The 18,342-nt window shown below is 68.5% G+C and carries 16 protein-coding genes and 1 pseudogene; 5 read left to right on the top strand and 12 right to left on the bottom strand.

Annotated elements, in window-relative coordinates; genetic code table 11:
- The first annotated feature begins 11 nt into the window (after positions 1–11).
- From aceB to A176_RS02160, 3 genes are all read left to right on the top strand, one after another.
- A complete protein-coding gene (gene aceB / locus A176_RS02170; RefSeq protein WP_002637015.1) occupies positions 12–1,637 on the top strand; it encodes a malate synthase A in 1,626 nt (541 codons plus the stop codon).
- Positions 1,638–1,696: 59 nt separating this feature from the next.
- On the top strand, positions 1,697–2,983 hold the full coding sequence (gene aceA / locus A176_RS02165; protein ID WP_002637016.1) for an isocitrate lyase: 1,287 nt from the start codon (positions 1,697–1,699) through the stop codon (positions 2,981–2,983).
- 178 nt (positions 2,984–3,161) lie between these two features.
- Entirely contained in the window at positions 3,162–3,569 is a 408-nt protein-coding gene (locus A176_RS02160; RefSeq protein WP_002637017.1) for a hypothetical protein, read from the top strand.
- A gap of 12 nt (positions 3,570–3,581) precedes the next feature.
- On the opposite strand, the gene A176_RS02155 is transcribed toward A176_RS02160, so the two are convergent.
- From A176_RS02155 to A176_RS41115, 11 genes and pseudogenes are all read right to left on the bottom strand, one after another.
- Positions 3,582–3,824 carry a hypothetical protein gene (locus tag A176_RS02155; protein WP_002637018.1) on the bottom strand — a complete coding sequence of 81 codons (243 nt, stop codon included), beginning with the start codon at positions 3,822–3,824 and terminating at the stop codon, positions 3,582–3,584.
- Between the two features lie 68 nt (positions 3,825–3,892).
- A complete protein-coding gene (locus tag A176_RS02150) occupies positions 3,893–4,234 on the bottom strand; it encodes a hypothetical protein (protein ID WP_002637019.1) in 342 nt (113 codons plus the stop codon).
- Between the two features lie 59 nt (positions 4,235–4,293).
- Entirely contained in the window at positions 4,294–5,022 is a 729-nt protein-coding gene (gene sitI6, locus A176_RS02145; protein ID WP_044889775.1) for a SitI6 family double-CXXCG motif immunity protein, read from the bottom strand.
- Complete coding sequence (sitA6, locus tag A176_RS37750) at positions 5,019–5,690, bottom strand: SitA6 family polymorphic toxin lipoprotein (protein WP_082282667.1); 672 nt, start codon at positions 5,688–5,690, stop codon at positions 5,019–5,021. Before sitA6 (A176_RS37750) ends, sitI6 (A176_RS02145) begins: the two co-directional genes overlap by 4 nt.
- A gap of 74 nt (positions 5,691–5,764) precedes the next feature.
- Complete coding sequence (gene sitI6, locus A176_RS02140) at positions 5,765–6,490, bottom strand: SitI6 family double-CXXCG motif immunity protein (RefSeq protein WP_002637021.1); 726 nt, start codon at positions 6,488–6,490, stop codon at positions 5,765–5,767.
- 6 nt (positions 6,491–6,496) lie between these two features.
- Entirely contained in the window at positions 6,497–7,168 is a 672-nt protein-coding gene (gene sitA6 / locus A176_RS02135) for a SitA6 family polymorphic toxin lipoprotein (protein WP_044889776.1), read from the bottom strand.
- A gap of 54 nt (positions 7,169–7,222) precedes the next feature.
- Complete coding sequence (locus A176_RS02130) at positions 7,223–8,506, bottom strand: TIGR04013 family B12-binding domain/radical SAM domain-containing protein (RefSeq protein ID WP_002637022.1); 1,284 nt, start codon at positions 8,504–8,506, stop codon at positions 7,223–7,225.
- A gap of 75 nt (positions 8,507–8,581) precedes the next feature.
- Positions 8,582–10,177 (bottom strand): serine hydrolase domain-containing protein, encoded by a 1,596-nt coding sequence (locus tag A176_RS02125; protein WP_044889777.1) that lies wholly within the window; start codon positions 10,175–10,177, stop codon positions 8,582–8,584.
- Between the two features lie 142 nt (positions 10,178–10,319).
- Complete coding sequence (locus A176_RS02120; protein ID WP_002637025.1) at positions 10,320–10,898, bottom strand: hypothetical protein; 579 nt, start codon at positions 10,896–10,898, stop codon at positions 10,320–10,322.
- Between the two features lie 797 nt (positions 10,899–11,695).
- Positions 11,696–11,833 (bottom strand): MYXO-CTERM sorting domain-containing protein, encoded by a 138-nt coding sequence (locus A176_RS41120; RefSeq protein WP_420811425.1) that lies wholly within the window; start codon positions 11,831–11,833, stop codon positions 11,696–11,698.
- 314 nt (positions 11,834–12,147) lie between these two features.
- Positions 12,148–12,633, bottom strand: a pseudogene (locus tag A176_RS41115) (polysaccharide lyase family 20 protein); the annotation flags it as partial.
- A 433-nt stretch (positions 12,634–13,066) separates the two neighbouring features.
- Here A176_RS41115 and A176_RS02110 point away from each other — a divergent pair.
- Positions 13,067–14,092: an arginine N-succinyltransferase gene (locus A176_RS02110; RefSeq protein ID WP_002637028.1), complete on the top strand. Its 1,026-nt coding sequence runs from the start codon at positions 13,067–13,069 to the stop codon at positions 14,090–14,092.
- 9 nt (positions 14,093–14,101) lie between these two features.
- Here the strand turns inward: A176_RS02110 and A176_RS02105 are convergent, their stop codons facing one another.
- Positions 14,102–15,124: a lasso peptide biosynthesis protein gene (locus tag A176_RS02105; protein WP_044889857.1), complete on the bottom strand. Its 1,023-nt coding sequence runs from the start codon at positions 15,122–15,124 to the stop codon at positions 14,102–14,104.
- Positions 15,125–15,186: 62 nt separating this feature from the next.
- Here A176_RS02105 and A176_RS02100 point away from each other — a divergent pair, with 62 nt between their 5' ends.
- Positions 15,187–18,333: an ABC transporter substrate-binding protein gene (locus A176_RS02100; protein ID WP_002637030.1), complete on the top strand. Its 3,147-nt coding sequence runs from the start codon at positions 15,187–15,189 to the stop codon at positions 18,331–18,333.
- Positions 18,334–18,342 lie beyond the last annotated feature (9 nt).

The following is an 18,342-nucleotide window of genomic DNA, read 5'->3' as shown; positions in this document are numbered from 1 at the left end:
AAGGAGCCTCGATGTCGGACCAAGCCCCCTCTGTGAAGCCCCCGGCCTTCGGCCCGGGCGTGGTGGTGAAGGGGCCCTGGCACCCCGACTACGCGGAGGTGCTCACCCCGGAGGCCCTGGACTTCGTGGCGAAGCTGGTCCGCACCTTCGGGGAGCGCCGGGAGGCCCTGCTGGAGCGCCGCAAGGTGGTCCAGGCCGCCTGGAGCAAGGGGGAGCGGCCCCACTTCCTGCCGGAGACGAAGTCCATCCGGGAGGGCGACTGGACGGTGGCGCCCCTGCCCGCCGACCTCCAGGACCGCCGCGTGGAGATCACCGGCCCGGTGGACCGGAAGATGGTCATCAACGCCCTCAACTCCGGGGCGAACGTCTTCATGGCGGACTTCGAGGACGCCAACAGCCCCACCTGGGACAACGTGGTGCGCGGGCAAATCAACCTGCGTGACGCGGTGAAGGACACCATCTCCTTCACCGCGGAGAACGGGAAGCACTACGCCCTCAACCCGAAGCGCGCCGTGCTCTTCGTGCGGCCCCGCGGCTGGCACCTGCCGGAGCGGAACGTCGAAATCGACGGCAAGCCCATCTCCGGCTCGCTCTTCGACTTCGGGCTCTTCTTCTTCCACAACGCGCGCGAGCAGTTGGCGCGCGGCACCGGGCCCTACTTCTACCTGCCGAAGATGCAGAGCCACCTGGAGGCCCGGCTGTGGAACGACGTGTTCCACCTGGCCCAGTCGGAGCTCAACATCCCGCGCGGCACCATCAAGGCCACCGTCCTCATCGAGACGCTGCCCGCCGCGTTCGAGATGGACGAAATCCTCTACGAGCTGCGCGAGCACTCGGCCGGCCTCAACTGCGGCCGCTGGGACTACATCTTCAGCTTCATCAAGACGCTCCAGTCCGACACCAGCGTGGTGCTGCCCGACCGCGGCCAGGTGACCATGGACAAGGCGTTCCTCAACGCCTACTCGCAGCTCCTCATCCAGACGTGCCACCGCCGCAACGTGCACGCGATGGGCGGCATGGCGGCCTTCATCCCCATCAAGGGTGACGCGGCGGCCAACGACGCCGTCATGGACAAGGTGCGCGCGGACAAGCTGCGCGAGGTGAAGAACGGCCACGACGGGACGTGGGTGGCCCACCCCGGCCTCGTGGAAATCGCGCGCGACATCTTCGACTCGCACATGAAGGGCCCCAACCAGCTCTCCAACAAGCGCGAGGACGTGAAGATTGGCGAGGCGGAGCTGCTCAAGGTGCCCTCCGGCACGCGCACCGAGGAGGGCCTGCGCCACAACATCCGCGTGGGCATCCAGTACACCGCCGCGTGGCTGGGCGGCCTGGGCTGCGTGCCGCTCTACAACCTGATGGAGGACGCGGCCACCGCCGAAATCTCACGCGCGCAGGTGTGGCAGTGGATTCACCACGGCGCCTCGCTGGAGGACGGCCGCAAGGTGACGCCCGCCCTCTTCCGCGACGCGCTGGGCGAGGAGATGAACCGCCTCGAGAAGGAGGGCGCCAAGGAGCGCTACGGCGCCGCCCACCTGGAGCGCGCGCGCGTGCTCTTCGAGCAGCTCTCCACCGCGGGCACCTTCGAGGACTTCCTCACCCTGCCCGCCTACGACGCGCTGGAAGCCCAGCGCTGAAGCTTTCCTGACTTTCGCAGCACGCAACACACCACTTTTACCGCAGCGAGGAGCCCACGATGTACGACGCCACGCCGACCACGACCGATGCCTCCCCTCACGCCAAGCTCCACGCGCAGCGTTTCGAGGGCATCAAGCGCAACTACACGCAGAAGGACGTGGAGAAGCTCCGCGGCTCCATCACCATCAGCTACACGCTCGCGGAGATGGGCGCCAAGAAGCTGTGGGAGCTGCTCCACACGGACGACTACATCAACGCGCTCGGCTCGCTCACCGGCAATCAGGCGGTGCAGATGGTGCGCGCGGGCCTGAAGGCCATCTACCTGTCCGGCTGGCAGGTGGCGGCGGACGCGAACTCCGCCGGGCAGATGTACCCGGACCAGAGCCTCTACCCGGTGGACAGCGTCCCCACCGTGGTGCGGAAGATCAACAACTCCCTGCGCCGCGCGGACCAGATTGACCACGCAGAGGGCCGCAAGGACCGGTACTGGTTCGCGCCCATCATCGCGGACGCCGAGGCCGGCTTCGGTGGCCCGCTCAACGCCTTCGAGCTGATGAAGGGCATGATTGAAGCGGGCGCCGCCGGCGTTCACTTCGAGGACCAGCTCGCCAGCGAGAAGAAGTGCGGCCACATGGGCGGCAAGGTGCTGGTGCCCACCAGCCACTTCATCCGCACCCTGTCCGCGGCCCGCCTCGCGGCGGACGTCATGGGCGTGCCCACCCTGCTGGTGGCGCGCACGGACGCGGACAGCGCCAAGCTGCTGATGAGCGACTCGGACGAGTACGACCACGCCTTCATCGACAAGAAGGCCGGCCGCACCGCGGAGGGTTTCTACCGCCTCAACGGCGGCCTGGACTGCGCCATCGCCCGCGGCCTGGCGTACGCGCCGTACGCGGACCTGGTGTGGTGCGAGACCAGCACCCCGGACCTGGCCCAGGCGAAGAAGTTCGCCGAGAGCATCCGCGCTCAGTACCCCAACAAGCTGCTGGCGTATAACTGCTCGCCGTCCTTCAACTGGAAGAAGAACCTGGACGACGCCACCATCGCCAAGTTCCAGCGCGAGCTGGGCGCCATGGGCTACAAGTTCCAGTTCGTCACCCTGGCCGGCTTCCACGCGCTCAACTTCGGGATGTACGAGCTGGCGCGGAAGTACAAGGACCGCGGCATGGCGGCCTACAGCGAGCTGCAGCAGGCCGAGTTCGCGGCGGAGAAGGACGGCTACACCGCCACGCGCCACCAGCGAGAGGTGGGCACCGGCTACTTCGACCAGGTGGCCGAGGTCATCTCCGGCGGCAACGCCAGCACGCTGGCCCTGACGGAGTCCACCGAGGCCCACCAGTTCTAGGATTCAACGCTTCTTGAAGTCACTTGAAGGCCGCGGCTGACGGGGAGTGCGCCCGTAAGTCCGCGGCTTTCGGGCGTTTTGGGCCTTCCGCGCAACTTCGCGGGGCCGCTGGGCGATAATGGGGTTCGAGAGGTCCGACACGTGCGTGGTGCGCGTCCCGGGCCGAGACGGAGGCGCCATGACCCGCATCAACTCCTTCAACGGCCCCATGATTCAGCCCGCCGCCACGCAGGCGCAGAGCCGCGCGGCCAGCACGAGCTTTGGCTCGCTGGTGAACCCGATGGCCCCGGCCAACCGGCCTGGAGACCCGACGATGGTGTCGGGGGGCGCGGTGGTCGCCTCGGCGCTGGCGTCGGTGGGCAGCTCGCCGAACAACGGGATGTTGAACTCCTACCTCTCCGCCGTGGGCCGTGGGCCCATCTCCGAGGACGGCTCGCGGGGCCCGGTGTCCCAGGCCCCCGCCGGCTCCGAGCAGGCGCAGCAGGAGCAGGTCCTCATGGAGCTGGCGGAGATGTCCGCCGCGACGCTGTCGAACTCCATCATCCACATGGGCAACAAGATGAAGGTGGACATGGAGCGCGAGTAATCGCGCGGGGCGTCAGCCCTTCTTCTTGTCGCTTTCCGCGTTGTAGGCGTCACGTTGGCCCCGCTGCAATTCGGGGCCTTTCCTCCACGGCAGGTCGACGTCCGTGCGTTGACCGCCGTTCTGCTCCCCGACGTCATTGAGGAACTCGGCGCGCCCCTCCGCGGGAACGTTGTCGCCGTCCTCCTCCGGGTCCTTCTGCTTCTTGGGGTCCAGCGGGATGCCCGCGCCGCGCTTGAGGTAGTCCTTGGGGTCCATGCCCTCCAAGGTGGCGACGGCGGCCGCTCGCGCGCAGAGGGCGGACGGGCAGGCGGGCGGTGGGTGCCTCAGTTGAGGTACTTGGGCCGCGGCGGCTCGGCGGGTTGCTGCTTCATCATCTCCAGGCCCTGGCGGGTGAGCACGAAGCGGACGGCGCCGGAGCCACGCTCGGTCTCGATTTCGGCCTCGAACGCGGGCCCGGAGATGCCGCCGAAGGAGACCTCCTTGCGGAGGTTCACCACGCGGCCGCTCATCATGTCCCCGGCCACCTGCTTGGCGCCGTCACCCCGTGCGTGGAGTTCGTAGGCCGCCTGGTGCAGCGTCATCGCCAGCGAGGGCGACAGCGGCTGGTTGCTGAAGAGGACGGAGATGAGGAGCCAGTAGGGAGGTGACTGATCGTCGGAGGACATCGCGCTCCCATCCTAAGCGTCTCGGTCGGCGGAGGCCCGTGGAAGTGAAGGCGCCCGCGTCACCGGGTGGGGAGTTCGCGGAAGGTGATGCCTTCCAGGCCCAGACGCTTCACGGCGTCCTTGAAGCGCTCGGTGCCAACGAGCACGGTCGCGAAGTTGCCCACGCGGAAGAGGTCCCGGTCCGTGGGCAGCGAGGCCGCGTCGAGGATGGGGTCGTCGGGCAGCGTGAGTTTGAAGCGGCCACAGGTGGTGCAGGGAGGCGGCGTATCCGGCTTGTAGCAGTCCGGGTGAAGTTGGCCTCGGGGCTCGAGTTGCAGCTCCAGGAGCTCCGGCGGGTCCTTCTGCCGAAAGCGAAGCTCCGTCTTGCACCCCACGAGGCCGCGCACGCCCTCCGTCACGAGTTGCTCCAACGCCTCCCGGCGGACGACGAGCAGCATGCTCCCCTGCGATTCGAAAGCGGCGAATCGCCCCGAGGCGGTTCCTACCAGAGGGCCGAACGATGTCCCTGGTGGCAGCAGCGCTCCAGGTGGGGCCAGAGGGCGGACGAGTTCACGCAGCCTCGCGAACGCCTCGAACGGCTCGGGCCGGGCCTCCAGGAACTCGCCCTGCTGAGGCAGCGTCGACAGATCGACCGCGGGATACTGATGACCCGAGGAGGCCCAGGTCACCCCACAGCCAGGGCAGCCCGCCAACCCAGGCAGCGACCACTTGTGCGCGGCGTTGAAGCTCCCGTTGATTCGGGGCCACATCGTGCTGTCCTGGGAGAGTTCAAACAGGCGAAGGGTCATGTTCCTGGCCTGGAATAGTACGGGCGAATCGGCCCGCCTATCAGTTGGAAGCGGTAGATCAGCTCCCCCGCGTGCTTGAAAATCTCTTCAGGGGTCGCCCCGCTGTTTCGCCGCATGTACGCACGCCACGCTTCATTCCAAGCGCCGCCAGCGCCTGCCCCACCATGAATGCGCCGATGGAGTTCGAGAGGAATCGGCATGGTGTAGTCGTGAATCTTGACGCCCTGCTGCGTGAACCATCCAGCAAGCTCGGGGGCCTGGGGAAAGATGTGATGCTTCTCCCAGCGTCCAGGCGGCAGCCGATGTGACGGCGGAATGAGTCGCTCGGGCGCCCCACCCCAGTGGGGAAACACCATGACCGCGCCCCGAGGAAGCTGCTGTCCAGCGCCCCAGTTCCGCCGGGGACCTCTGCCCGGAGCCGCAGCGGCCGCCGGAGGCCGCGCGGGAGGGAAGCGCGCTAGTTCCACCTCTCCGGGCGAGTCCGCGCAGGGGTAGAAGCCACACGCGTCTCCCAGACACAGCATTGAGACGCACTGGTCCTCGTGCGGAGCCGCGCACTCCAACTCCGCTTCGTCCCAGGCCTGCTGCATGGACGGCCTGACCGAGGTGGCACACCCCAGACAAAGCACCGCCAGCACCGGAAGCCATCGGAGCAGACTGATTCGCATTCCGTGAAGCCTAGGCTTCAGGTCTGTCTTTTCCGTTCCGCCCTGCAGCTAACACTGAAGTGAAGGCACCCGCGTCACCGGGTGGGAATCTCGCGGAAGGCGATGCCTTCCAGGCCCAGGCGCTGCACTGCGTCCTTGAAGCGCTCGGTGCCGATGAGCACGGTCGCGAAGTTGCCCACGCGGAAGAGGTCCCGGTCCGTGGGCAGCGAGGCCGCGTCGAGGATGGGGTCGTCGGGCAGTGTCATTCCAAACCGGCCACAAGTGGTGCAAGGGGGCCGTTGATCCGGCGGGTAGCAGTCCGAGTGAAGTTGACCACGCAGCTCGACTTGCGGTTCCAGGTATTCGGGCGCTGCCTTCTGGCGGAAGCGCAGCTCCGCCTTCCGGCTCGCGGGGTCTAGGACGCCTTCGGCTTGGAGCGCCTCGAAGGCGTCCCGGCGAAGCAACAGCAGATAACTGCCCTGCCACGTCAGCGGCCCGAGATCGCCCCGCGCGGTCCCCACCAATGGGCCAAACAACGTCCCCGGAGGGAGGGCGACGCCAGGAGGGGCCAGCGGGCGAACCAACGCCTGAAGGCGCATGAACTCGGCGAATGGCTCGGGCCGGGCCTTCAGGAACTCGTGCTGCTCTGGCAACGCGGACAAATCGACCGCGGGGTAGTTATGACCGGTAGAGGCCCAGGTTGCGCCGCAGCCGGGGCACTTCGCCAACCCAGGCAGGCCCCATTTGTGCGCGGCATTGAAGTCCCCTTTGTAAGCGGCCAACGCCGTCCAATCCTCCAAGAGCCAGAAGTAGCGGGGCATGCATCCTCACGTTCCAGGCCGAGAATAATAGGGTCGGATCGGTCCACCCATGAGCTGGAAGCGGTAAATGAGTTCCCCTGCGTGCTTGAAGATCTCTTCGGGCAATGCACCCGGGTTGCGGGTCCTGAACTCGCGCCACGCTTGATTCCACGCGCCACCGCGGTTGCCTCCCTGGTGAATCCTTTGGTGGAGTTCTCTCGGTATCGGCATGGTGTAGTTGTGAATCTTGACGCCCTGCTGCACGAACCAGGCGGCGAGGTCCTGTGCCTGGGGGAAGATGTGATGCTTCTCCCAACGTCCAGGCGGCAGCCGATGTGACGGCGGAATGAGTCGCTCGGGCGCCCCACCCCAGTGGGGAAACACCATGACCGCGCCCCGAGGAAGCTGCTGACCGCCGCCCCAGTTCCGCCGGGGACCTCGGCCCGGAGCCGCAGCGGCCGCCGGAGGTCGCGCGGGAGGAAAGCGCGCCAGCTCCACCTCTCCGGGCGAGTCCGCGCAGGGGTAGAAACCGCACGCGTCCTCCAGACACAGAAGGGAGACACACTGGTCCTCGTGCGGAGTCGAGCACTCCAGCTCCGCCTCGTCCCAGACCTGCTGCATGGGCGGCTTGACCGAGGTGGCGCACCCCAGCCAAAGCACTGCGAGCACCGAAAGCCCTCGGGACAGACAGATTCGCATCCCCTGAAGCCTAGGCTTCAGGTCTGTCTTTTCCGCGCCGCGCTGCCCCTGCCTTTACCCCGCACGGGGACGGCGACGTGAGGCAATGCCTTCCGCCAGGGTGACCTGCTGCTTCCAATGTCCATACAGGCGGCCCTGTGAAGCCAACCGGTCCAGCTTGCGCTGTGTCTCTTCATCCACCGAACCCGGCGGTGCATCGCGGAAGGGCGTGCCCGGCAGTGGCATGAAGGTGTGCCCGTGCACGCGCGCGCCCAGCGCCGCCAGCTTCTCCATCAGCGCCACCGTCGCATCCACGTCCGCGGGCTCCTCGCCCGGGAGTCCCAGGATGAAGTCCACGTTCGGCACGAAGCCGCACTCCACCGCGATGCGCGTGGCGCGCACCACCGTCTCCACGTCGTGCCCCCGACGCGTGCTCTGGAGGATGCGCTCGGAGCCGGATTGCCCGCCGATGATGAGGTTGTCGTTGTGGACGTAGCGCTTGAGCAGCGCCAGCGCCTCCGGCGTCACGTGCTCGGGCCGGACCTCCGATGGGAAGGTGCCGTAGTAGACGCGCCCGTCCGGCGCCATCGCCTCCTTTACCGCCGCGAGCAGCGCCTCCACCGCCTCCAGGTTCACCGATTCATCCGCCGTCCCGTAGGACATGGACGTGGGCGTGATGAAGCGGATGTCACGCCGGCCCGAGCGCCGCAGCTCGCGCGCCCAGTGCGCCACGTTCGCCACGGAGCGATGCCGGAACCGCGCCTTGCTCATGAATGGCGTCTGGCAGAAGCGGCACGCGTAGATGCAGCCTCGCGTGATTTCGATGGCGCCGTACTGCGCGTTGCGCGCGGCGAACGGCGGGAAGTCGTCGAGTTGCACGCCCTCACCCCGGCCGTGCTGCACCATCTTCCCATCCTTCAGATACGCGACGCCGTGCGTGTCCCGCGGCTCCTCGCCTCGCAGCACGCGGCCCAGCAGCGCCCGCAGCGAGTACTCACCCTCGCCCACCGCCACCAGGTCGAAGCCCGCCTGGAGCGTCTGGAGCGTCTCCGCCGTCGCATGCACCCCACCGGCGATGCACAGCACCTCCCGGCCCTCCAGGCGCTCACGCACCCACGCCAACTCCGCCACCGCGGGCGCGAAGCTGGCCGAATAGAAGGACCACGCGGCCACCACCGTGTCTCCGGCATCCGCGCGTTCTCGCACGGTGTCCAGGAGCGTCTCGCGGCTGCGAGGAAAGTGGAGCGTCACATCCGACAGCGCCGGGTCCGACTCCACCGCGCCCGCCAGCACGGTGAAGGCGTACTTGCCCGGGTACTGGTAGCTCATGACGAGCGAAACGCGGCGAGGTGGCTGCATGCTGGACGTGATTTATGCCACAGCCCCCGCCCTGCGAGCACACAGGCGGCGGCCCCCCCTCGGGCACCGGACGGGTCAGGGAGCCGCCACCAGCGACAGGGCCAGGGCATCGAAGCCGGGGAACCCCATGACCTCGGGAGGCACACGCCCATCCGGGACGGCCATGCGCACGACGACCAGGTCCTGCGCGGGCGCGACCAGCAGCAACTGCCCGAACGAGCCTCGCGCGGAGTACGCCTTCGGCGCCCCTTCCACATGAGTGAGCAGCGGAACCCGGGCGGTCTTCTCCATCAGCTCCCGAACGCCATTCTCGCCGCCCAGCCGTTCCGTGAGGGTCTTCGCGAAGGCATCCGAGGGAAGCGGCTTCCCCACCAAATCCTTCAGGCGCGACAGCGACGACTCCGACATGCCGTTGCGGCGAGCCTCATTCACCATGTCCTGGCCGAGCACCCGGAACGACTTCTCATAGACGAGCCACCAGAGCAGCCCCGCGGTCGGGTTGTGGTCCTGGGACGGCGCCACTGTGCACTCGCGAATCCACGCCTCGCTCAGGATGCGCTGCCCGTTCCAGACGCCCCTCTGGAGCATCAACTGCCCCACCTTGGCGAAGTCCACGGGGTGCAGCCGCAACCCGGACATGCCCAGCGGATTGCCGGAAGGGTCCTTCTGCCAGAACACGTCTCGGATGCCGAGCGGCTCGAAGAGGCGGCGCATCAGGTACGCGTCCATCTTCTCGCCCGACGCGCGCTCCACCACGCCCGCCAGCAGGTTGGTGGCCTTGTTGTTGTAGAAGAACCGGCTGCCCGGGACGTCCACCACGTGGCTGTCGAGCGCGTAGCGGACGAAGTCCCGCGACTCGTAGATGTCCATCGCGTGGGCGTTCGCCGCCAGCCCCGAGGTGTGATTGAGCAGATGCCGCAGGGTGACCTTGCCCTTGATGCCGTCCTTCCACGCGGGGAAGAAGGCGGACACAGGCGTATCGAGCGAGGGAATCTTGCCCTCGTCGATGAGCAGGCCGATGGCCAGCGCCGTCACGCCCTTGGTGGCGGACATGGACTCGATGCGCTGCGTTTCGCCGCCGAAGTACCACTCCCCCACCAGCTTGCCGTGGCGGAGCACCACCAACGCGGAGGACCCCGCGTCCTCGGCCGCCTTCACGAAGGCCGCGAGCGCGGGCTCCGAGAGCCCCGCCTCCGCGGGTGTCACCTTCTCCAACCCCGCGCCCACGTTGCCCTCGACGCGGGCCTTCTGCGCGTTCTCCCTCGCCCGCGCCACCAGCGCGTCGAAGCCCGGCATCCGCCGCAGCGGCGCCAGGGACTTGTCGTGCAGCAGGTCCCCCGGGGAACTCATCCCCTGTTCGACGGCACGCTCCAACCACGTGAAGGCACCGGCGTCGTCCCCTTTGCCCAACGAGGCATAGGCGGCGTACCAGGCCACATCGTCCGACTGATGACCGCCGTCCCACAGCCGCTGCATCTCCGCGAGCGCGGAGTCGAACTGCCCGGCCTCCATCGCCCTGCCCGCCCGCTGCAGCGATTCTCGGAACTGCGCTTCAGGGTCTGCTGGCGCGGGCGGCGCCGTGGTGACGGGAGCCGCAGCGGGCGCGCTCGCCTGTTGCGCGTGGGAACAGGCCAGCAGGGAGCAGAGCGGAAGGAAGAGTCGGATTCGCATGGGCGGTCCCAGGGGCGTTGTCGGAACATGCCCAACGCCCCTGGACCACCGATATTGCACGGCGCGTTCAACAGAGCGAGGAACGAAGCGGGCGCCCATCAAGCGCGCCGGGCACCTGCGCTCAGCCCATCAATCCACGGGCTCAAGAAATGACGATGGACGGGTCGAAGTAGAAGTACTCGATGTTCTCCCCGTCCCGCGTCAGGCCGAACACCACGCCGTACACGAGCTCACCGCTCACGATCGTGCTCGCATTGAAGGTGACGTAGGGAATGTAGCTGCGCGTCATGCTCGCCGTGAGGTCCTCGTCGATGAGCGGGTTGGTGGCCCAGTTCGACCAGGAGGACGGCGCCGGCTCCCATTGCGCGTCGTTATCGCTGTACGCGACGAAGTCCGGCACCGGGCCCGGATCCATGTCGAAGTTGGGGATGTCGATGGGCCGCTTCGAGGAGTCCTTCATGTACGCGACCGTCAGCGCATCCTTGTTGAAGGTGTGCACGATGATGCCATTGGGCGCGATCTTCACGGACGAGAGGTGGTTCTTCTCCTCCGTGTAGATGCGGATGTTCTCCCCCTTCTTGACGGGAACCTTGTAGTCGGCACCCTCGGGATTGTCGTTCAGGAGGAACGGCGGATGCCCGACCGCGACCGCCGTGGCAACGGAAGTCCCGCCCTTCTTGGGGAGCGCACTGGAATCAATCAGGTAGACGATCTTCGCCATGGAAGCACCCATTCCTTCATGTGGTTGAGGTGTGGCACTGCTGAACCCTCACATCGGGTTCACGGCCAGGAGTTCATCCCGCCTGACCAACACCAGAGCAATGCAGATGCCAGCACTTGCCCATCCCTCGCTCCCTCTGAAGGCCACGCCAAGACAGAAGACAGGACCTGACGCCTGACACGTCAGGCCCGACATCCCCCGTTCCGGCCTCACATGAAAGCCATTACGCAAATCCCGCCTGACTCCACAGCAATCACAGACGAAATCCACATCCATTCCAGCACCAGCACATGGAACCAGCGGGAGTGATGGGACCCGCCTCATCCGGTCGCCAGGTCTCGCGGCGAGCCCAAGGGCCACGACGACGCGCGGCGAAAGCGAGGCCTAGAAGAAACCCCCGAGGCCCGAATGGCGGCGGAACGAACCCCACGAGGGACGCAGAGCCCGAGGCCCACCGAACCTCCCTCGGAACGACGGGCCCGGGGCATGACCTGTGAGGTGATGACTCCAGCCGCTCGCGCGAAACGGACCGACGCGAGGCACGGCTGACACGTCAGGCGTGCCATCAACGCGTCAGGCAGCGGTGCGAAGGACTCGGCGCGGTGAAGGATGCGGACGCGCCACGTTGGGTCTCTGACTCAGACGAGAGCGGCGCGCCGTCTCGGAGCCAGGCAGGCCCGCGCTGGCAATCCCACGTCGCGGGTGGGTGCGAGCCATCAAGACACGAAGGTCGAGACTCGCACCCCACACCGCACCACGAAGGCGCGCGGACTCGAAGCCCGCGCGCCCTCCATGGCTCAGCTCCTGCGGCGGCGGTAACCCGCCAGACCCATCAACCCCAGCAGCGCGAACGCCGCCGCTGAACCACCGGTGCTGCTGCACCCCGCCTGCGCGGCGGCGTTGTCATCCGAGGAGATGCCGCCGGGCGGAGGCACGTTCGGCCAGGAGCCCGTGCCCGCGTCCTCCTGCGGCGTCCCCGCGTCCGCCTCGGGCTGTGGCTCCTCGGAACCTTCCCCCGAGTCCACGGGGTCCGGATCCACGGGCGAACCCGCGTCCTGGGGGAGCCCGCATCCACCGGCGAACCCGCGTCCACTGGTGAGCCCGCATCCGGCGTCCCCGCGTCCACGGGAGGCGGCACCGGGTCCGGCTTCTGCTCGAGCACGTCCGACAGCGCCGTCGCCTGGATGAACCCGTCGTGGTAGACGACGCCCACCGGCTTCACCGTGTCACTCCGGTAGAGGCCGAGCTTCAGGTAGTTCCGCTGCCCCTTGTACATCGTCATCGCGGCGCGCTTGGGCAGCACCTTCTCCTGGTTGTGCCACAGCTCGACGAAGCCCACCTTCGGGTCCGACGACCACTTGGCGCGCAGGATGAACTCGTGCCACACGCCGCGGGTCAGCTTCGTGCGCCAGGGAATCTCGCTGGTGCCCGGCAGCGACAGCAGGATCTGCTCGCCCCGCACGTAGAACTCCACCGGCGGCGAGCCGCAGCACCCGTCATGGTGCCACTGCGTGAAGAGCTGCCACGTGTCCACGCTGGGGAAGTCGTTCGCGAACATCACCTTCCAGCGGTAGTAGTACTCGGAGCCCACCGGCTCGTTGCTGATGTAGACGAGCTCGTTGCGGTTCCCGCTGGCGTTGATGGGGTCGTCGCCTTGATGCACCGTCGCCTTCAGCGCGTATTTGCCCTCGGCCACCGGTGACGTCACCACCTGGAGCCGGTTCGCGTTGACCATTTGCGCACGGGAGTACTGCGAGCGGTCACCCGTCTCGAAGTCCCCCCGCCACACGACGCCTGCCATGGCGAGCCCTGGGACGCACCACATCACAAGCCATACGGGGATAAAGGCTCTCAAAATACATCCTCGCAAAGGTTTGGAATGCAACGACCAGCGCACCGTACAGCAAAGCGTTCGCTGCTTCATTCCCCCCGCAAAAGCTTCCCACTGGCCCGGCAAGTGAGCAGCCAGACATGCAAGCCCTTGAATGTTTCACGCCATGTTTCATGACGCGCGCGGTGCGGCTGACACACTCCGGCCGTCCTGGCAAGCCGTCCGCAACACGTCGCGTCATCAACACGCCGGGCAACCTTCAAGCTGACTGGCGGCAGGTGTGGGGTATGGTCTCCCCTTTCCGGCGCTCCATCACAGGGGCGTCCCGAGTGTCCCCATGCTTGTCCTGCGTGACGTCCAGAAGACCGACCTGCCCGGGCTCAAAAGGCTCGCGGCCGTGCTGAACACGGTGAACCTGCCGAACAACGAGGAAACGCTCTCGGCCATCGTGGACACGTCGGTGAAGAGCTTCGCGGGCAAGGTGAAGAACCCCTTCGAGCGCGAGTACCTGTTCGTGCTGGAGGACGTGCGCAACAGCCTCATCATCGGCACGTCGATGATCATCGCGCAGCACGGCACCTTCGAGGCCCCGCACATCTATTACGAGGTGAGCGAGCGCGAGCACTACTCCGCGTCCCTCTCCCGTCACCTTCGCCACAAGGTCCTCTCCATCGCCTACAACTACGAAGGCCCCACGGAAGTGGGCGGCCTCGTGGTGGACCCGCCCTACCGCGCCACGCCGGACAAGCCCGGCAAGCAGTTGTCCTATGGGCGCTTCCTCTTCATCGCCATGCACCGGCGGCTGTTCCGCCCCCGCGTGCTGGCGGAGCTGCTGCCCCCGCTGATGCCCGACGGGCGCAGCCTGCTGTGGGAGGCCTGCGGCAAGAAGTTCACCGGCCTCACCTACCAGGAGGCGGACCGCCTCAGCCGGCAGAACAAGGAGTTCATCAAGGAGCTCTTCCCCGCCTCGGACATCTACGCGTCGCTCTTCCCCGCGCGCGTGCAGAAGGTGCTGGGCGAGGTGGGGCCGCAGACGCGCGGCGTGCAGCGCATGCTGGAGCGCATCGGCTTCAAGTACATGGAGCGCATCGACCCGTTCGACGGCGGCCCCCACTTCGAGGCCGACACCGCCGACATCTCCCTGGTCCGCAAGTTCCGCACGCTCAAGGTGGCGGACGGGGACTTCGACATGGAGGGGGACGACGTGCTCGTCGCGGTGGAGAGCGACACCGGCCGCAACCGCTTCCGCTCCGTGCGCTGCCAGGCCCGCCTCGAGAACACCCAGGCCTTCCTGCCCGCGCGCGCCAAGGAGGTGCTGGACATCCAGCCCGGCTCGAAGGTGTCCATCATCCCCTTCGAGTAGCGCCTCGCTTCAAGGCTGGCGCACCACCCGGTGTGCCCCTTGAAGCAGTGACAGCCACCGAGCCCCCGCCTCCAGCGCCGGCCCCTGGGAGTCCGCCAGCGCCACAGGCAGATGGGTGCGCGGAATCACGGGGTCCAGCGAGGTGGGGTCCAGGTCCAGCGTCCCACCGGACTTCAGCGCCACGCGCACCCAGGCGTGGGGCCTCGCGGGCCCGCCGTCCACCACCAGCAGCCCGTGCACCAGCGCCACGCGGATGCCTCGAGCGCGGGCCTTCGCGGCGAAGCGCAGCGCGTGCGCGAGGCAGCCTCCCGCCTCGCCCTCCCCGGCTTCGTTCCAGTCCGCCCCGCCGGGGCCTTTCTCCGGGAAGGCCGCGTGGACCTCCGCCGACAGCGCCCGAGCCGCTCCCGCCGTCCACGGCGTCATGCCCTCCAGGCGTGCGGGCACCGGAAGAGGCGGCTCCAACGCCAGCGCCCCGCGCGGACCCGAGCCCTCCACGGGGAGCCCGTCCGCGAAGAGCTCCGGCGGCGCTCGCAGGCGCTCTCCGGGCCTGGCGACCGTGAAGCGCGAGTCCCCGACGTCCAAGGACGCCATCCGGCCGTCGGCGCCGTAACGCGCCACGAAGGCCGTGCCCAGCAGCGTGCCCTCCACACGGCCGTCCTCCACGGTGGTGACGCAGTGCGGGCCCTCGCGGCCCGTCAGCTCCTCGCGGCCCACGGCGCAGCCCACGGGGGGCACACCCCGCCAGAGCCACAGCGCCTGCGGCACCGCCTGGGAGCCTTGCACCCGGCCCTGGGCGTCCACCTCCAAGGTCTGCTCGCGGCGGCGCTCGCCCGCCTTCCCGGCCCGCGTGTGCAGGTGCTGGCTGAGGTAGGTGAAACGGCCGGGCTCCAGCGTCAGCGTCACCGTGCCCACTGGCACGCCGCGCCAGGAAAAGACGTAGCGCGTCGACGCCTCCATGGGTCCCTGCGCCCCTCCGGGATTTTCGGACTTCACCGGGAGAGTCAGGAGCAGCATCGCGAGCAGGGGGGCCACGGCGCCAGTGTGCGGCGTTTTGAGGACCGGCGCGAGAAGGCGGAGTAGCGTTCCCATCCTTCATGGGCGCCAAACGGTACCTGTTCACGTTCGGCCTGGCGGCAGGGCTGGTCTCCGCGCTCCTCCTCGGAGGACTGCTGCGAGCCGTGTCCGGGGCGCCGCTGCCAAACACCACCTGGGCCGTGGTGCTGCTCGCCACGCCCGCGCTCTATCTCACCGGCGGCTATGTCGCGTGGTTCCGCTGGGCCGCGCAGCGGCGGCGGCTGCGGCGTCACGTCATGGCGCGGCTGGCCGAGGGCGACCTCACGACCACCGTGGGCCCCCGCTACGAGGGCCACGAGGACGTGCGCCGGCTCATCCTGTCCCTGCGGCGCGCCCTGGCGCAGGTGCAGCGGGTGACGGCCAACTTGCACCGCACCAGTACGGACGTGAGCGGACAGGCGCGGATGCTGCTGGAGGCGGCCCGACGCCAGGGCGGCGCGGTGGAGCGCACGTTGGAGGCCGTCAGCGGCATGGGCGGCAGCCTTCAGGTGGCCGGCAAGCGCGTGCACCAACTGGAGGTCTTCGCCGTCGACACCACCGGCGCGCTGCTGGAGATGACCGAGCGGCTGGAGCAGGTGGTGGACTCGCTCGCGCAGGTGAACACGTTCGCGCACAACACCACGTCGCTGATGCAGGCCATGGCCGAGCGCATGGCCAACATCGCCGCGTCCGGCGACGAGCTGGGCCGCTTCGCCAGCGAGGCCGAGGACTTCGTGGCCGCGGTGGAAGGCGGCATCGATTCGGTGCGCCGCCGCGCCAACGAGACGAACCAGTTGGCCATCGCCGTGACAGCCACCGCCGAGCGCGGGGAAGTGCTGGTGGGCGACAGCGTCAAGGGCATGTACCGGGTGGAGGAGACGGTCCGGAAGGCCGCCGAGCTGATGGAGATGCTGGGCACGCGCTCGACGGAAATCGGGCGCATCGTCGACGTCATCCAGGAGATCGCCGACCAGACGAACCTGCTGGCCCTCAACGCCGCCATCATCGCCGCCCAGGCCGGCGTGCACGGGCGCCCGTTCGGCGTCGTGGCCAACGAGATTCGCAACCTGGCCGAGCGCACCACGCGCTCCACGCGCGAAATCGGCGCCATGGTCGCGGGCGTCCGCGACGCGGTGCAGACCGCCGTGACGCTGGTGCAGGAAGGTCGCGAGCAGGCCACCACGGGCGTCGCGCTGGGCGACCGCGCCGCCGAGGCCCTGGTGGAGATTCGCACCATCACCCAGCGCACCTTCACCGCCGTGGAGGCCACGGTGGCGGAGACGCAGCGACTGGAGGCCCAGGGCGCCACCGTCGTCGAGGCCAGCCGCCGCGTGGCCCTGCGGGTGGAGGACGTCACGCGCATGGCCATCGAGCAGTCCGGCCACGCGCGCGAGCTGCTGCGGCAGACGCAGGAGATGGCCCGCGTGGGCCAGGGCGCCTCGCAGAAGGCCGAGGCCCAGGCGCGCACGGGCCGCGACTTGTCCGAGTCCGTGGTGCGCTTGAGCGCAGCGCTCGAGGAGCTGCGCTCCGCCAACGTGGTGCTCACCAAGGCCGACGCCGCCATCCGCGAGGAAGTGGCGCAGGTGCGCGAGGACGCGCGCCGGGTCATCCGCATTGGCGATGGGCTGACGCGCACCGTGGACCAGCTCGCCCACGAGGCCGAGGGCCTGGAAGCCGAGGTGTACCACTTCAAGCTGCCCACGCCCCGCCCTGGCGGCACGCTGCGCGTGGGCCTGCATCAGACGGCCTCGCTGCGAAACCGGCAGGCGGTGGACCCGCTCTTCAGCGTCGAGAACCAGGTCTCCGAGCTCACCGCGTGCGTGTTCTCCACGCTCGTTCGCCGGCAGGACGGTGGACTGGAGCCTGACCTCGCCGAGCGCTGGGACGCCGACCCGTCCGCGCGCCGCTACCGCTTCTACCTGCGCCGGGGCGTCACCTTCCATGACGGCACGCTGCTCACGGCCACCGACGTGAAACGGCACCTGGAGCGGCTGCTGGACCCGGCGCTCCGCTCTCCCGACCGGAGTCTCTTGGAGGACGTGGAGGGCGCTCCCGAGTACGCCGCCGGCATGGCGCGCGACGTGTCCGGCCTGGAGGTGCTCGACGACCACACGCTGGAGATTCGCCTGCGCGAGCCCAAGGCCTTCTTCCTCCAGCTCATGGCGCTCACCGCCACGGCGGTGGCTCGGACGGACGCGAGCGGACGGCTGGTGGGCACCGGCCCCTTCCGGCTCCTCTCCCTGGAGCCCGAGCGCGTGGTGCTGGAGCGCAACCCCTCCTACTGGCGCACCAGCGGGACGATGGTGGACCGGCTGGAGTTCGTGCTCAGCGGCTCGCGGAAGGAAGCGGTGTCACTGTTGCGGCAGGGCGCGGTGGACCTGGTGTCGTTCCTCGATACCGAGCACGTGGAGCTGCCGGGCCTGGAGGCCTTCCAGGTGGCCGCCAGCACCACGCCCTCCACCGCGTTCCTGGTGCTCAACCACCGCGAGGCGCCGTTCGACGACGTGCGCGTCCGGCGTGCGCTTCGGGCCGGCATGGACGTCCAGGCCATGGTGAACCAGTTCCACCCCGGCGCCCGTGTGGCGCGCTCCCTGACGCCGCCGGAGCTGCTGGACGACGCGGACATGGGCCCGATGCCCGCGCCGAACGTGGCGCTCGCGGAGCAGCTCCTGCGCGAGGTGGGCCTGCGCAGGGTGCGGCTGACGCTGCACCGGCCTACGGGGAATGACCACTCCGCGGAGGACGCCGTGCTCTTCCGGCCGCTGCTCCAGGCGGGGCTGCTGGAGCTGCGCTACGTGGAGATGTCGCGAGAGGAGTACACAGCGCAGGTGACGGAGGGGAAGCTGCCGGCCTTCCGCAACCGCTGGCTGGCGGACTACCCGGACCCGGACACGTTCCTCCACTTCCTGCTCCACTCCAGCGCACAGACGGTGTTCCCCATGGGGTACCGGAACCCGGAGCTGGACCGGCTCACGGCCGAGGCGCGCGTGTCCATCGACCCGGAGCTGCGGCGACAGCTCTATTTGCGCGCGGAGAAGCTGTTCCAGGAGGACTGCCCGCTCATCCCGCTGTACCACGACCGCGCCCACGCGGCGGCGACCCCGGCCGTGCAGGCCCTGCGACTGCACCAGACACCGCCGCAGGTGCGCTTCGATGACCTCTGGGTGGACCCGAGCGCCAGCACGTGAGGGTACAGG

It is taken from the genome of Myxococcus hansupus (assembly GCF_000280925.3).
Taxonomy (GTDB): domain Bacteria; phylum Myxococcota; class Myxococcia; order Myxococcales; family Myxococcaceae; genus Myxococcus; species Myxococcus hansupus.
The sequence above is the reverse complement of the archived record's forward strand: the minus strand, read 5'-3'. Positions and strand labels throughout refer to the sequence as shown.

Bases quoted from the DNA above. Each gene is read 5' to 3' on its own strand.
- aceB (WP_002637015.1), top strand. From the start codon at position 12: ATGTCGGACCAAGCCCCCTCTGTGAAGCCCCCGGCCTTCGGCCCGGGC.
- A176_RS02100 (WP_002637030.1), top strand. From the start codon at position 15,187: ATGGGCGCCAAACGGTACCTGTTCACGTTCGGCCTGGCGGCAGGGCTG.
- A176_RS02155 (WP_002637018.1), bottom strand. From the start codon at position 3,824: ATGGACCCCAAGGACTACCTCAAGCGCGGCGCGGGCATCCCGCTGGAC.
- A176_RS02150 (WP_002637019.1), bottom strand. From the start codon at position 4,234: ATGTCCTCCGACGATCAGTCACCTCCCTACTGGCTCCTCATCTCCGTC.
- sitI6 (WP_002637021.1), bottom strand. From the start codon at position 6,490: ATGCCCCGCTACTTCTGGCTCTTGGAGGATTGGACGGCGTTGGCCGCT.
- A176_RS02120 (WP_002637025.1), bottom strand. From the start codon at position 10,898: ATGGCGAAGATCGTCTACCTGATTGATTCCAGTGCGCTCCCCAAGAAG.
- A176_RS02160 (WP_002637017.1), top strand. From the start codon at position 3,162: ATGACCCGCATCAACTCCTTCAACGGCCCCATGATTCAGCCCGCCGCC.
- aceA (WP_002637016.1), top strand. From the start codon at position 1,697: ATGTACGACGCCACGCCGACCACGACCGATGCCTCCCCTCACGCCAAG.
- A176_RS02130 (WP_002637022.1), bottom strand. From the start codon at position 8,506: ATGCAGCCACCTCGCCGCGTTTCGCTCGTCATGAGCTACCAGTACCCG.
- sitI6 (WP_044889775.1), bottom strand. From the start codon at position 5,022: ATGACCCTTCGCCTGTTTGAACTCTCCCAGGACAGCACGATGTGGCCC.
- A176_RS02110 (WP_002637028.1), top strand. From the start codon at position 13,067: ATGCTTGTCCTGCGTGACGTCCAGAAGACCGACCTGCCCGGGCTCAAA.
- sitA6 (WP_044889776.1), bottom strand. From the start codon at position 7,168: ATGCGAATCTGTCTGTCCCGAGGGCTTTCGGTGCTCGCAGTGCTTTGG.
- A176_RS02125 (WP_044889777.1), bottom strand. From the start codon at position 10,177: ATGCGAATCCGACTCTTCCTTCCGCTCTGCTCCCTGCTGGCCTGTTCC.
- sitA6 (WP_082282667.1), bottom strand. From the start codon at position 5,690: ATGCGAATCAGTCTGCTCCGATGGCTTCCGGTGCTGGCGGTGCTTTGT.